General features: G+C 65.7%; 13 protein-coding genes. All 13 read right to left on the bottom strand.

Annotated features, from left to right (window positions below; genetic code table 11):
* Positions 1 to 347: 347 nt before the first annotated feature.
* Positions 348 to 890 (bottom strand): phosphoribosyltransferase, encoded by a 543-nt coding sequence (locus ACUDCK_RS09155; RefSeq protein ID WP_006387865.1) that lies wholly within the window; start codon positions 888 to 890, stop codon positions 348 to 350.
* A gap of 82 nt (positions 891 to 972) precedes the next feature.
* Positions 973 to 2,268, bottom strand: a complete 1,296-nt coding sequence (locus ACUDCK_RS09150; protein ID WP_054417791.1) for an adenylosuccinate synthase — start codon at positions 2,266 to 2,268, stop codon at positions 973 to 975.
* Positions 2,269 to 2,344: 76 nt separating this feature from the next.
* Positions 2,345 to 3,502, bottom strand: a complete 1,158-nt coding sequence (locus ACUDCK_RS09145) for an ATP phosphoribosyltransferase regulatory subunit (protein ID WP_054503914.1) — start codon at positions 3,500 to 3,502, stop codon at positions 2,345 to 2,347.
* 269 nt (positions 3,503 to 3,771) lie between these two features.
* Positions 3,772 to 4,674: a protease modulator HflC gene (gene hflC / locus ACUDCK_RS09140; protein WP_054434291.1), complete on the bottom strand. Its 903-nt coding sequence runs from the start codon at positions 4,672 to 4,674 to the stop codon at positions 3,772 to 3,774.
* Between the two features lie 18 nt (positions 4,675 to 4,692).
* The gene (gene hflK, locus ACUDCK_RS09135; RefSeq protein ID WP_054503915.1) at positions 4,693 to 5,997 is read right to left on the bottom strand and encodes an FtsH protease activity modulator HflK; all 1,305 of its coding nucleotides are present in this window, start codon (positions 5,995 to 5,997) and stop codon (positions 4,693 to 4,695) included.
* Positions 5,963 to 7,069 (bottom strand): GTPase HflX, encoded by a 1,107-nt coding sequence (hflX, locus tag ACUDCK_RS09130; protein WP_116793124.1) that lies wholly within the window; start codon positions 7,067 to 7,069, stop codon positions 5,963 to 5,965. The genes hflK and hflX overlap by 35 nt, the downstream gene beginning before the upstream one ends.
* 84 nt (positions 7,070 to 7,153) lie before the next feature.
* Positions 7,154 to 7,390: an RNA chaperone Hfq gene (gene hfq / locus ACUDCK_RS09125; protein WP_006218585.1), complete on the bottom strand. Its 237-nt coding sequence runs from the start codon at positions 7,388 to 7,390 to the stop codon at positions 7,154 to 7,156.
* 161 nt (positions 7,391 to 7,551) lie between these two features.
* A complete protein-coding gene (gene hisC, locus ACUDCK_RS09120) occupies positions 7,552 to 8,619 on the bottom strand; it encodes a histidinol-phosphate transaminase (protein ID WP_054503917.1) in 1,068 nt (355 codons plus the stop codon).
* 3 nt (positions 8,620 to 8,622) lie between these two features.
* Positions 8,623 to 9,978 (bottom strand): ribosome biogenesis GTPase Der, encoded by a 1,356-nt coding sequence (gene der / locus ACUDCK_RS09115; RefSeq protein WP_054417793.1) that lies wholly within the window; start codon positions 9,976 to 9,978, stop codon positions 8,623 to 8,625.
* Between the two features lie 25 nt (positions 9,979 to 10,003).
* On the bottom strand, positions 10,004 to 11,161 hold the full coding sequence (bamB, locus tag ACUDCK_RS09110) for an outer membrane protein assembly factor BamB (protein WP_175167649.1): 1,158 nt from the start codon (positions 11,159 to 11,161) through the stop codon (positions 10,004 to 10,006).
* Between the two features lie 5 nt (positions 11,162 to 11,166).
* Positions 11,167 to 11,805 carry a YfgM family protein gene (locus ACUDCK_RS09105; RefSeq protein WP_064523204.1) on the bottom strand — a complete coding sequence of 213 codons (639 nt, stop codon included), beginning with the start codon at positions 11,803 to 11,805 and terminating at the stop codon, positions 11,167 to 11,169.
* A 3-nt stretch (positions 11,806 to 11,808) separates the two neighbouring features.
* Entirely contained in the window at positions 11,809 to 13,095 is a 1,287-nt protein-coding gene (gene hisS / locus ACUDCK_RS09100; protein WP_116793158.1) for a histidine--tRNA ligase, read from the bottom strand.
* Between the two features lie 56 nt (positions 13,096 to 13,151).
* The gene (gene ispG / locus ACUDCK_RS09095) at positions 13,152 to 14,438 is read right to left on the bottom strand and encodes a flavodoxin-dependent (E)-4-hydroxy-3-methylbut-2-enyl-diphosphate synthase (RefSeq protein WP_054503921.1); all 1,287 of its coding nucleotides are present in this window, start codon (positions 14,436 to 14,438) and stop codon (positions 13,152 to 13,154) included.
* Positions 14,439 to 14,452 lie beyond the last annotated feature (14 nt).

Below are 14,452 nucleotides of genomic sequence, written 5' to 3'. Positions count from 1 at the left end.
GGCCGCAGACTATGCACGCGTCAATAGTAATCGCGCATGCTGTCCGGACCAAGAGTTCAAGAGCCCCGCGTACAGGATTCCCTGCCCGCCGACCTCTTTGCTTCCAGGCGCCAGCGCCAAGAGCCTTGCAGCGCTAAAGTCCTAAAATCGGCTGGCTCTAGGGCCGGTTGCGTTACCCAAAGACTACCTAAAGAGTAACAAGCCAAGTTCGGTTTAGCGATAACCAGCGATTCTAGCATGGTCATGGCTATTTTGACTACCCGGGGAACCGTCTGGCGCCCTGCCCTCGCACGGTCGTGCCGCACATCGGTGGCGGGGATCGCCAGACTATCCGTCCCCATATGATTTCACCCCTTGGAACCCTTGCGGATCCAGGCTTCAAGCTGGTGCGGACGCAGGCTGTCGTAATCCTCGAACGGCTGATGGATCCAGGGGTTGGTCGGCAGCTTGTCGACGTAATAGTCGGGCTGCGCCTGGGAATGCCCCTTCCACCACAGCACGGCGCTGCGCAATTCGGTGATGTCGGCGAACTGGCTCTTGAGGTGGTCGTACACCTTCATGAACGTCTTGCCGGTATCCACCATGTCGTCCACCAGCAACACCCGCCCGGACAGCGTGCCGCGCGTGATGGTGATGAACTGCGCGATATCCATGTCGCCCTGTTTGGTGCCCGCGGCCTCGCGGTAGCTGCTGGTCGCCAGAATGCCCAACGGCACATCAAAAATACGGGACATGACGTCGCCCACGCGCATACCGCCACGCGCCAGGCACAGAATCTTGTCGAACTCCCAGCCGGACTGATGCACCTGCAAGGCCAGGCGCTCGATCAAGCGGTTGTAGTCGTCCCACGTCACCCACAGATGGCTATCGTCACTGGTTGGCGCGCTCATAGGCAAGGATCTCCTGCGTGAAAATACGAAAAGGCCGCCGCCGGTATGAGCCGGCGGCGGCCTTGCGAATAATAACCCGATGTCAGCCCTTCAGGGGATGACGCAGCACGATGGTTTCGTTGCGGTCGGGACCGGTCGACACCAAATCGATCGGCACGCCGCAGACTTCGGCCACACGCTCCAGGTAGCGACGGGCGGCCTCGGGCAGCTTGTCGTACTCGGTGATGCCGACCGTGGATTCGCTCCAGCCCGGCAGCTCTTCCAGCACCGGCTGGGCTTGCGCCACGGCATGGGCGCCGTAGGGCAGCACGTCGCGGAACTCGCCATTGACGCGGTAGCCGACGCCCAACTGGATGGTTTCCAGGCCGTCGAGCACGTCCAGCTTGGTGATGCACAGGCCGGTGATGCCGTTCAGGCGGACCGAGCGCTTGAGCGCGGCGCCATCGAACCAGCCGCAACGGCGCGGACGGCCGGTGACCGAACCGAATTCCTTGCCAATGGTGGCCAGGCGGGTGCCGATCTCATCGACCAGCTCCGTGGGGAACGGGCCCGAGCCGACGCGCGTGGTGTAGGCCTTGGTGATGCCCAGGACGTAGTCCAGCGACTGCGGACCGACGCCCGCGCCCGCCGAAGCGGCGCCTGCGACGCAGTTGCTGCTGGTGACGAACGGATAGGTGCCGTGGTCGACATCCAGCAACGCGCCCTGCGCGCCTTCGAACAGCAGGCGCTTGCCTTCCTGCTGCATGGCGAACAGCGTGCTGGAGACGTCCGCGACCATCGGAGCGATCGCCGGCGCCAGCGCCATGGCCTGATCGCGCACTTCGTTGGCCGACACGGCTTCGGCGCCAAGATATTGGGTCAGCACGAAGTTGTGGTAGTCCAGCACTTCGGCGAGCTTTTCGTCGAACAGCGCGGGATTGAACAGGTCCTGCACGCGCAGCGCGCGGCGGGCGACCTTGTCCTCGTAGGCCGGGCCGATGCCGCGACCGGTCGTGCCGATCTTGCCATCGCCCTTGCGCGCTTCGCGGGCCTTGTCGACGGCCACGTGGTACGGCAGGATCAGCGGGCAGATCTCGGAGATGCGCAGACGCGAGCGCACGTCCAGGCCGGCGGCCTCGAGCTCTTCGATTTCCTTGAGCAGGGCCTCGGGCGACAGCACCACGCCATTGCCGATGAAGCAGGTGACGCCGGGATGCATGATGCCCGACGGGATCAGGCGAAGAATCGTCTTCTTGCCATTGATCCACAGCGTGTGGCCGGCGTTGTGGCCGCCCTGGAAGCGAACCACGCCCTGGACGGATTCCGCCAGCCAGTCGACGATCTTACCCTTGCCCTCGTCACCCCACTGGGTGCCGATTACGACTACGTTCTTGCTCATGTTACGAATCAATATCGAGTTTCTCGGGAAATCCGGAAATCTCCCCGCGGCCCTCTCGTTAACGAGAGGGAGTTAGTCACAGCGTTCTGACCGTCCAGGCGCCATCCTGCAGCGCCAGCTCGCGATCGCAAACGAATTCGTCCTGATCCTGCTCGTGACCGGGCAATACCTGAACGACGATTTCCCCTGACCGGCGCAGGCGGCGGACCGCCTCGACCAGGGCGGGGGCTTGCCCCCAGGGCGCGCGAACCGCACGCGCCCGTTCCGCCGGCGGCAAACCCGCCGCCAGCTTGCGTAAATCCAGACTGAAGCCAGTGGCCGGACGGGCGCGCCCGAACGCCAGGCTGACGTCGTCATAGCGGCCGCCGCGCACCAGCGCGTCGCGCCAGCCTTCGGCATACAGCGCGAACTTGACGCCGGAGTGGTAGCCGTAGCCGTCCACGTCCGCGAGATCGACACCGAAATCGACGTTCGGCTGGCCGTCCACCAGCACCTGCAACGCATCCAGTGCGGCGACGACGCCCGGCAGCAGCGGCAGGTCGTGGCGGGCCCGCTTCAGCACCTCGGGACCGCCATAAAGCTTGGGCAGCAACTGCAACGCCTTGAGCGTTTCAGCGCGCATGCCGGGGGTGCGCGCGGCCAGTTCGGTCAGGCCCGGCACGTCTTTCTCGCGCATCAGGCGGATGACGTCCTGCGAGACCGCGGCAGCGGCCGGATCGGCTTCGACGATGCCGCGCAGCACGCCCGGATGGCACAACACCAGGCGCGGATTGCGCACGCCGGCAATGGCCACCGTTTCCAGCACTAGCTGGATGATTTCGAGGTCGGCCTCGAAACCGGCATGACCGTAGATTTCGGCGCCGATCTGCAGCAGCTCGCGGCTGGACAACAGGTCCGCCGGGCGGGCATGCAGCACGTTGCCGCAGTAGCACAGGCGGGTCACGCCAGCGCGGTTCAACAAGTGCGCGTCGATGCGCGTGACCTGGGGCGTCATGTCGGCGCGAACGCCCAGCGTACGGCCCGACAATTGATCCACCAGCTTGCAGGTACGCAGATCCAGATCGCTACCGGTGCCGGACAGCAATGAATCAATGTATTCGACCAGCGGCGGCGCGACCAGCTCGAAACCGTAAGTGCGGTACAGATCGAGAAGTTCGCGGCGCACTTCCTCGATGCGCCGGGCCTCTGCCGGAAGTACGTCGGCAAGGCTCTCGGGCAGCAACCAGTTACCCATGAATGTTTACCTGAATAACGCCTAGAGATGCGTGGGCGTCGCCCAAACGAAAAAGCGGCTGAGGGGGCGTAAGCCCGCTCAGCCGCTGCGGAATGTTTTCTAGCTTACGGGGTATTGTACATGGTTCAGGCGGCAGCGCCAGCCGGGAAAGCCAGCGGCGCAACACCGTCCCCGATTGCGGGGGCGGCCACCGGACCGTGCCTGGCACGCCAGGAAAAAGCCCCTTGGCGCAGGCCAAGGGGCTTCGGGATACCGCAAGCGGCGCCGCCTTACTTGGCGGGCACGGTCACCGGCGCCAGCGCCTGGCCGGCGGGATCCTTCATGAACTGGAAGAAGCTGGAACTGGGGTCGACCACCAGCACGTCGCCCGGCTTCGAGAACGAAGCGCGATAGGCTTCCAGGCTCTTGTAGTACGTGTAGAACTGCGGGTTCTTGCCGTAGGCCTGCGAGTAGATCGCGGCGGCCGCGGCGTCGCCCTCGCCCATGATCGTCTGGGCCTTGGCGTAGGCCTGGGCCACGATCACTTCGCGCTGGCGGTCGGCTTCGGCGCGGATCTTCTCGCCCTCGGCGGCGCCGATCGAGCGCAGCTCGTTGGCGACACGGGTACGTTCGGCTTCCATGCGGCGGTACACCGACTCCGAGATCTCGGGCGCGAACTCGATGCGGCGCAGGCGCACGTCGACGATCTGCACGCCCAACGGCTCGGCGCGCTTGGCGACGTTGGTCAGGATTTCGGCCATGATCTTGTCGCGTTCGGTCGAGACCACGTCACGCACCGTGCGCACGTTGACCGAGGCGTTGAGCGCGTCGCGGATCTGCGCTTGCAGGCGTTCCTGCGCGGCGCGTTCGTTGCCGCCGAAGGTCACGTAGTACAGGCGGGGATCCGCGATGCGCCACTTGACGTACGAGTCGATCAGCAGGTTCTTCTTTTCGGAAGTCTGGATGCGCTCGGCTTCGTTGGTTTCGATCGTCAGGATGCGCTTGTCCAGCGTCACCACGTTCTGGAACGGCGGCGGCGCCTTGAAGTACAGGCCGGGCTCGTTGATGACCTTGCGCACTTCACCCAGTGAGAACACCAGGGCGTAGTCGCGCTCGCGCACCACGAACACGCAGGAAGAAAGGGCGGCCAGCACGATGAGCAGGCCAACCAGGATGGGCATAAGACGTTGCATGATCAAGAATCCTCCGGGTTAGCGCGACTGGCGGTCGCGGGGCAGCGCGTTGCTATTGCTGCTGCCGGAGGGTTGCGGCGCCGGCGCCGCGCTGCCACGCAGTGGCGCTTGGAGCGGCGGACTGACCAATGCGGGCGATCCGGGGTTGCCTACCGCGGACTTGCTGGCATCCTGGGCGGCCAGATGCATGATCTTGTCCAAGGGCAGATACAACATGTTGTTGTTGCTCTTGGTGTCGACCATGACCTTGCTGGCGCGCGTGAAGATGTCCTGCATGCTCTCCAGATACATGCGCTGGCGCATGACCACCGGGGATTTCTCGTACTCGCCGAGGATGCTGGTGAAGCGCGCGGTATTACCCTGCGCGTCGCCCGTCACCTTGGCGCGGTAGCCTTCGGCCTGCTCCAGCATGCGCGAGGCCTGGCCGCTGGCCAGCGGCACGACCTGGTTGGCGTAGGCCTGGCCTTCGTTGATCTGGCGCTCGCGATCCTGGCCCGCCTTGACGGCATCGTCGAAGGCGGCCTGCACCTGCTCGGGCGGCTGCACGTTCTGAATGGCGACGGTGCTGACCTGCACGCCGGTCTGGTAGCGGTCGAGGATCTGCTGCATCAGCGCCTGGACCTGGGTGGCGACCGTGGTACGACCTTCGTACAGCACGAAGTCCATGGACTGCTTGCCGACCACTTCGCGCATGGCGGTTTCAGACGCCTGGCGCACGGAATCGTCCGGGTCGCGCGTCATGAAGAGGTAGTCGGGCGCGCCATCGGCACGCAGGCGGTACTGCACGACGAACTGCATGTCGACGATGTTCTCGTCCGTCGTGAGCATCAGCGCCTCGGGCAGCACCTTGTTGCGGGCGCCGCCACGGAAACCGACTTCGAACGTGCGCAGTTGCGACACGTTGACCATTTCATGGCTCTGGATGGGGTACGGCAGGCGCCACTGGAAGCCGGCTTGTGAGGTGCTCTTGTATTTGCCGAACTGCGTGACGACCGCGACCTGGCCTTCCTGGACGATATAGAAACCGCTGGCCGCCCAGATGCCGACCGCGACCAGGGCGATCACTCCCAGTCCGATGCGCGCGCCACGCGGCGACGGCGGCGTCATGCCACCGCGATTGCCACCCGGGCGGTTGTTGCCGCCCCCGCCCTTGCGGCCGAATAACGATCCGATGCGATTATTGAAATCGCGCCAGACCTCGTCGAGGTCGGGCGGACCGTCTCCGTTGCCTTGGGGCCGCTTGGGCGGCGGCTCGGAGCCATTATTGTTTCCACGACCCCAACCGGGGTCATTCAGATTGAAGAGTTTGATAATTCGAGGCATTGTTTCCCACAATCTGTCCGGTCTCCGCAATTGCCCCGCGCAACGCGTCCAAACCGGCGCGCTCGGTGGCGCTTACAAATACTCGCGCAATCGTACCATGGGCATCGCGCTCCGCCCGGGGTTCCAGGCCAGCGCGATCGATCTTGTTGTATACCAGAATGGTGGGAATCGCGGCAGCCCCGATTTCGGCCAGAACCTTGTTGACCTCGAAGATCTGCTCGTCACGCTGCGGACTGGCCGCGTCGACCACGTGCAGCAGCAGATCGGCGTGCACGGTCTCCTCGAGCGTGGCGCGGAACGCGGCGATCAGGTCGTGAGGCAGGTCGCGGATGAAGCCCACCGTATCCGACACCACCACATTGCCCGCCCCTTCAATCCAGATGCGGCGCGTCGTGGTGTCGAGCGTGGCGAACAACTGGTCCGCCGCGTAGGTGTCGGCGCGGGTCAAGGCATTGAACAGGGTCGACTTGCCCGCGTTGGTATACCCCACCAGCGACACCGACAATGCGCCGCCGCGCGCCCGCGCGCGCCGCTGCGTGATGCGCTGGCGCTCGACGCGGTCAAGGCGCTCGCGCAGCGTCTTGACCTTGGCGCCGATCATGCGGCGGTCCATTTCGAGCTGCGATTCGCCGGGGCCGCGCATGCCGATGCCGCCGCGCTGGCGCTCCAGGTGGCTCCACATGCGGGTCAGGCGCGTGGCCAGGTGCTGCAACTGGGCCAGTTCGACCTGCAGCTTGCCTTCGTGGCTCTTGGCGCGCAGCGCGAAAATATCCAGGATCAACGCCACGCGATCCACCACGCGCAGGTTGAAGACCCGTTCCAGGTTGCGCTGCTGGGCCGGCGACAGCGGCTGGTCGAACAGCACGATGTCGGCCAGCAGCGCCTGGGCCATGCCCACGCCTTCGTCGGCCTTGCCGGAACCGATGAAGAACTTGGCGTCGGGGCGGTCGCGCCGGGCCGTGAGCGTGCCGACGATTTCCGCGCCGGCGCCCTTGGCCAGCATGGCGAATTCCTCGGCGTGGGCGGCGAAGTCGGGATCACCCAGATCCACGCTGATGATCAGTGCGCGCATACATGCACCATTTTGGAGCCAAAGCGAAAATGCCCGCCGACGTGGAACGCCTGGCGGGCAATAAAAGGTACTGCGGGAGCGAGATTACTCAGCAGGGACTTCCACCTGGAAATTCACGGCGCGGGCGGGAACGACGGTGGAAATGGCGTGCTTGTAGACCATTTGCGTGACCGTGTTACGCAGCAGCACCACGTATTGGTCGAAAGATTCGATTTGCCCTTGAAGCTTGATACCGTTCACCAGGTAGATCGACACCGGCACATGATCCTTGCGCAGCGTGTTCAGGAACGGATCTTGCAGAGTTTGCCCTTTATTGCTCATTGGCCAGGCTCCATTTGTTTGTTATTGAGTGGTGACGCGCTTTTTACAGGTGGGGCACGCCGAAGCATGTACTCTACAGGGTTTTCCCGGCCCGTGCTACTTGTGTCGGATGCAAAAGATGACACCAGAGTTTTCCGCCGGAAAGGCCCTGGCGCTGGGGTTCAGACGAGCTCGGCGAGCGCTTTCAGGAGCAATTCGCACTGCTCGTCCGTGCCCACTGTAATACGCAGAAACTGGTCGATGCGCGGCAGGCGGAAATGGCGCACGATGATGCTGCGTTCGCGCAGGCCGGCGGCCAGCGCGGCGGCATCGCGCGAGGCGTGCCGGGCGAACACGAAATTGGCGCTGGACGGCAGCACCTCGAAGCCCAGGGCCTCCAGGCCGGCTGTCATCCGCACGCGAGTCTGGATCACCGCCTGGCGGGTCCGTTCGAAATACTCGACATCCTCGAGCGCCGCGACCGCGCCGGCCGAAGCCAGGCGATCCACCGGATAGGAATTGAAGCTGTTCTTGACGCGTTCCAGGCCGTCGATCAGCGCCGGGCTGCCGACCGCGAAGCCGACGCGCAGGCCCGCCAGCGAACGCGATTTGGACAAGGTCTGGATGACCAGCAGGTTGTCGTAACGCGCGGTCAGCGCAATAGCCGATTCGGCGCCGAAATCGACGTAGGCCTCGTCCACCACCACCACGCAATCCGGATTGCCCGCCAGCACGCGCTCGATCTCCGCCAGCGTCAACGCACGGCCGGTCGGCGCGTTGGGATTGGGGAAAATGATGGCGCCTGCCTGGCCATGACGGCCAGGCAGGTAGTCTTCGACGTCGATGCGGAAATCGTCCGTCAGCGGCAGCGTTTCGTAGTCGATGCCGTACAGGCCGCAGTAGACGGGATAGAAGCTATAGGTGATGTCCGGAAAACGCAGGGGACGCTCGTGCTTGAGCAACGCCAGGAAGGCATGCGCCAGCACCTCATCCGAACCGTTGCCGACGAAGACACTGGCCGGCGCCACGCCGACGGCCGTCGCCACCGCCTGGCGCAGGCGGTCGGACGACGGATCGGGATAGAGCTTGAGCGTGTCGTCGCACGCCGCGCGGATCGCCTCGAGCACCTTGGGCGACGGCCCGTAGGGGTGCTCGTTGGTGTTCAGCTTGACCAGGTTCTGAAGCTTGGGCTGCTCGCCCGGCACATACGGACTGAGCGTCCCGACCACGGGACTCCAGAAACGGCTCATGGATCAGCTTTCCTGCGCGTAGGGGTTGTGCGAAGACTTGAATTCGATCCGCAGCGGCGTGCCGGCCAGATCGAAAGCGTTGCGGAAACGGGTTTCCAGGTAGCGGCGGTACGAATCGGGCACCGCGTCCAGCGCGTTGCCGTGGATGACCACCAGCGGGGGATTCTGGCCGCCCTGGTGCGCATAGCGCATCTTGGGACGGAAGATGCCCTTGCGCGGAGGCGGCTGCTGCTCGACGGCAGCTTGCAGCTCGCGCGTCAGCTTGGGCGTGGACAGCTTGGCGAAGGCCGCGGCGTGGGCGGCATTGACCGACTTGAGCAGCGGCTTGATGCCCTGGCCGCGCAGGGCCGAAATGGTATGCACGCGAGCGAACGACAGGAAGCGCAGCTTGCGCATGAACTCGCGCTCGATGCGTTCCTTTTCCTCGCCGTCCAGGCCATCCCACTTGTTGACGGCCACGACCACGGCGCGCCCGGTTTCCAGCACGAAGCCGGCGATGTGGGCGTCCTGCTCGGAGATTTCGGTCTGCGCGTCCAGCATCAGCAGCACGACGTTGCTGGCCTCGATGGCCTGCAGCGTCTTGATGACCGAGAACTTCTCGACCGCCTCGAACACCTTGCCGCGCTTGCGCAGGCCGGCGGTGTCGATCAGCGTGTAGCGGCGGCCATCGCGTTCGAAGTCGATCTCGATGGCGTCGCGCGTGGTGCCGGGCATGTCGAACGCGATCACGCGCTCTTCGCCCATCAGGGTGTTGATCAGCGTCGACTTGCCGACGTTGGGACGGCCGACGATGGCCAGCTTGATGCGGTGGTCGTGCTCGCCCTCTTCGGCCGGCTCTTCTTCCTCGGCCGGCGGCTCGGCCAGGTCCTGCAGCGCGAGTTCGATCAGGTCGACGATGCCGTCACCGTGCGCCGCCGAGATGGGATAGGGTTGCCCCAGACCCAGCTCGTGGAATTCGGCGATGGCGGCGCCCGCCCCCATGCCTTCGGCCTTGTTCACCGCCAGCAGCACGCGCTGCTGTCCCGACTTGCGCAGCAGCGTCGCGATCTCGTGGTCATGCGCGTTCAGGCCGGCGCGGGCGTCCACCAGGAACACCACGACGTCGGCCTCGGCGATGGCCTGCCGGGTCTGGCGTGCCATCTCCAGCAGGATGCCGTCCTTGGCGACCGGCTCGAAACCGCCCGTGTCGATGACGATGAAGGGGATATCGCCCACCCTGCCCTCGCCGTAGTGGCGATCGCGGGTCAGGCCGGAAAAATCGGCCACCAGCGCGGCGCGCGATCGCGTCAGGCGATTGAATAGGGTCGATTTCCCCACATTGGGGCGGCCGACCAGGGCAACGACAGGCTTGAAAGACACGGTGTAAGGCTTTGTTCTTGAGGGTTTAGTTGGTGCCGATCAGGACGAGATTGCCATTGCCCGTCTGGACCAGCACACCTTGGGGAGTCGTCTGCGGCGGCGAAACGATGGCACCGCCGCCCACCGACAGGCGCGCCATCAGGCTGCCGTCGCTGCGCGACAGGAAATGCACGTAGCCGTCCAGGTCGCCGACCGCGAGCGCGCCGCCCAGCAGGGCCGGCGCGGTGAGCTGGCGATTCTTCAGCGCAGCCTGCTTCCAGACATTGCCGCCGTTGTCCAGCGCAAAGGCGTTGACCACGCTGTTCTGGTCGGCAGAGTAGGCAAAACGCTGATCCAGGGTCATGCCACTGACGCTGGAGAAGTCCTTCGCCCAGATCGGACGGCCGCCGGCCGTGACGTCAAAGCACACGATACGCCCTTGGTAGGCCACCGCGCAAAGCAGATTGCCGGCGATGCGTGGCGCGCCGACCACGTCGGTCAGGCGTTCCAGGTCGCTGGCGCCGCGCGGGGTGGCGACGGTGCCTTCCCATTGCACGTTGCCGCTGTCGGAGGCGATGGCCATCATCTTGCCGCCGGGCAGGCCAGTGATGACGAGGCCTTCGGCCAGCACCATCTGCGCGGCGCTGCGCAGGGCCAGCGCCGGGCCGGGCCGCTGCACGCTCCAGAGACGCTCGCCGTTGTTGGCGTCGAAGGCCTGGATGCGGTAGTCGCCGCTGCGGACCACGACGATGCCATAACCCACCACTGGCGGGATGTTGACGTCGCTGGTGGCGCGCACCTTCCATTTGACCTTGCCGCTGTCGTCGAAGGCGACCACGTCGCCGTCGGGGGAGGCCACGGCCGTGGTGGTGCCGTCGCTGCCCGCGCCCGCGGTCAGCTTCACGCCGGCCTGCGACTTCCAGATGGGACGACCGCTCTGCAGGTCGAACTTGCCGACCGAGCCATCGGGCGTGGCGGCGTAGACCGCGTTCTCGAGCACCGTGGGCGCAAAGCCGAGGCCGGAGCCGCTGCCGATCGAGGTCGACCAGACCTGGCGCACCGACATGCCGGCCTTGTATTCGGTCAGGGGAGCAGGGTCGTAACGGCCGTCGTCATGGGAAAACAGGCCGCAACCGCCCAGGGCGAGCAAGCTCGTCAGGCAAACAGCGCCACGCCACGTCCGGCCAAAGGCAAATTTACGCATTACAGTCACGCTCCGCTCAGGGCATCCAGTTTCAGTTGCACAACCTGGGTCAGCGGATTCGCCGTGCCCAGGCCATCAATGGCGCTTTGCCATGCCGCACGCGCGTCCTCGCGCTTGCCTTGCGCCGCGAGGATATCGCCACGGCGGTCGGCGAACAAGGCGGCGAACGCGGCCGGGGCGTTGTTCAGTTGGCCCAGCGCGGCGTCGTATTGCTTCTGATCGAGCAACAGACCCGCCAGGCGCAGCCGGGCGACGGCCTGCATGGACGGGTTCTTGGATTGACTGGCCAGCCACTCGAGCTGCTGGCGGGCGCCGTCGACGTCCTTCTGGGCCTGCAGCGCCTGGGCCGCCACCAGCGCGCCGCGGGCGGCGTAGCCGGTCGAGCCGTATTGGTCGCGCAAGGTCGCCGCGGCGGCCTTGATGCGCACCGACGAATCGGCGCCACCCAGGCGGGCGGCGTCTTCGAGCGCCTCGAAATAACCCATGGCCTGGTTGGCCTTGTGCGACTGGTAGGCCTTGGCGCCCCACCAGCCGCCCCATGCCACCGCCACGGCGGCCACCAGCGACAGCATCAGCGTGCCGTAACGAGCCCACCACGCCTTGATCGCGTCGAGTTTTTCCTGTTCTTCCAGATCGTATGCCATGCCCTAACCCTTGATATTCAATACGTCGGCCAAGCCCGCCAACGGGACTTGCTGCTGCGCGGCATCGCCTTGGGCGTCGGCGCGCAGGAATTTGATGCTGGCGGTCTGCGAAGCCACTTCATCGGCGCCAAGGATAACCGCAACCCGGGCGCCGCTGGCGTCCGCGCGCTTGAATTGGGACTTGAAGCTGGCGGCGCCGGCATGCACCACCACCGACAGGCCGGCGTCGCGCAGGTCTTCGCCGACCCGGGCGGCCAGGCGCTGCGCCGCTTCGCCCTGGTGCACGACATAGACCTCGCATTCGGCAGGCGACTCGATCTGCACGCTCTGCTCCCACAGGTCCAGCAGGCGTTCCATGCCGATGGCGAAACCGACGGCCGGCGCGGGCTTGCCGCCCAGCAGCTCGATCAGGCCGTCATAGCGGCCGCCGCCGCAGACGGTGCCCTGGGAGCCGAGGCGGTCGGTCACCCATTCGAAGACGGTCAGGTTGTAGTAGTCCAGCCCGCGCACCAGGCGCGGGTTGAGGCGGTATTCGATGCCGGCGTCGGTCAGGCGCTGGCACACGCCCTCGAAGTGCGCGCGCGATTCCTCGCCCAGGAAGTCGAACAGGCGCGGAGCGCTGTCGGCCATTTCCTGCATGGCGGGGTTCTTGGTGTCCAGCACGCGCAGCGGATTGGTATACAGGCGGCGCTTGCCATCCTCATCGAGGATGTCGACGTGCTTTTCCAGGTGCGCGATCAGGGCGGCGCGGTGCGCGGCGCGCTCGGCCGGCTGGCCCAGCGAATTCAGTTCGAGGCGCACGTCGGTCAGGCCCAGCAGCTTCCACAGGCGGGCCAGCATGACGATCAGTTCGGCGTCCACATCGGGGCCGGCGAAGCCCAGGGCCTCGACGTCGATCTGGTGGAACTGGCGGTAGCGGCCGCGCTGCGGGCGCTCGTGGCGGAACACCGGGCCGATCGAGTAGACGCGCTGCGGGCGGTCGTACAGCAGGTTGTGCTCGATCGAGGCGCGCACGATGCCGGCGGTCATCTCGGGCCGCATGGTCAGCGATTCGCCGTTGAGCGCGTCGGTGAACGTGTACATCTCTTTTTCGACGATGTCGGTCACTTCGCCAATGCCGCGCGTGAACAGGCGCGTATGCTCAAGCACGGGCGTACGCACATTGCGATAGCCGTAGCCGCGCAGCCAGCCGCGCACGATTTCCTCGAATTGCTCCCAGCGGGCGCTGGCCCCTGGCAGCAGGTCATTCATGCCGCGAATGGCGGCGACTTTCTGGAAAGCTTGAGTCATCTTGATCATGCCGCTCCGCGCGCCGGCAAGCGCGCCTCGCGGCCACACCCTTTCTTTTAATGAGAGGCGAGCGCGCCGTAGCGACGCGCAACGTAGTCTTCAACGATGGCCTGGAATTCTTCGGCGATGTGGTCGCCCTTCAGGGTGACCGTGCGCTCGCCGTCGACGAACACCGGCGCGGCCGGCACCTCGCCGGTGCCCGGCAGGCTGATGCCGATGTCCGCGTGGCGGCTTTCGCCAGGCCCGTTGACCACACAGCCCATGACCGCGACATTCATGCTTTCGACGCCGGGGTACTGGGCGCGCCACACCGGCATCTGCCGGCGCAGGTAGGATTGGATGCTATCGGCCAGTTCCTGGAAGAACGTGCTGCTGGTGCGGCCGCAACCGGGGCAGGCCACCACCATGGGCGTGAACGCGCGCAGGCCCATGGTCTGCAGGATCTCCTGCGCCACCACGGCCTCGCGGCCGCGGTCGCCGCCCGGTTCCGGCGTCAGCGAGATGCGGATGGTGTCGCCGATGCCCTGCTGCAGCAGCACGGCCAGCGCGGCGGTCGAGGCGACGATGCCCTTGCTGCCCATGCCGGCTTCGGTCAGGCCCAGGTGCAGCGGATAGTCGCAACGCGCCGACAGGTCGCGGTAGACCGCGATCAGGTCCTGCACGTGACTGACCTTGCACGACAGGATGATGGCATCGCGGCGCAGGCCGAGTTCCTCGGCGCGCTGGGCGTTGCTGATGGCGGACACCACCAGCGCGTCGCGCATCACCGCCTGCGCTTCCCAGGGCTGGGCGCGGCGGCTGTTTTCGTCCATCTTGCGCGCCATCAGCTCGTGATCCAGGCTGCCCCAGTTCACGCCGATGCGCACCGGCTTGTCGTAGCGGCAGGCCACTTCGATCATCTGGGCGAAATTGTCGTCACGACGCTTGCCGCCGCCCATGTTGCCCGGATTGATGCGGTACTTGGACAGCGCCTGGGCGCAGTCCGGGAATTGCGTCAGCAGCTTGTGGCCGTTGTAGTGGAAGTCGCCCACCAGCGGCACGTCCACGCCCATGCGGTCGAGCTGCTCGCGGATCGCCATGACTTCCCTGGCGGCTTCGGGCGTGTTGACGGTGATGCGCACCATCTCGGAGCCAGCCAGCGCCAATTCCTTGACCTGGATCGCCGTGGCGATGGCATCGGCGGTGTCGGTGTTGGTCATGGACTGGACCACCACCGGCGCGTCGCCGCCGATCATGACCGTGCGGTCGCCCCACTTCACCGCCACCGAACGCGTGGCGCGGCGGGGAGCCGCGCCCACGGCGGGCGGCGGCGCATCCTGGCAAGGCAGAGAGGAATCTTGCATCGGCGAAACCGGTA

It is taken from the genome of Achromobacter sp. CF-sbj1-Ac2-l, assembly GCF_052698165.1.
Note: the sequence above shows the minus strand (reverse complement) of the source record. Positions and strands in the feature narration are given on the sequence as shown.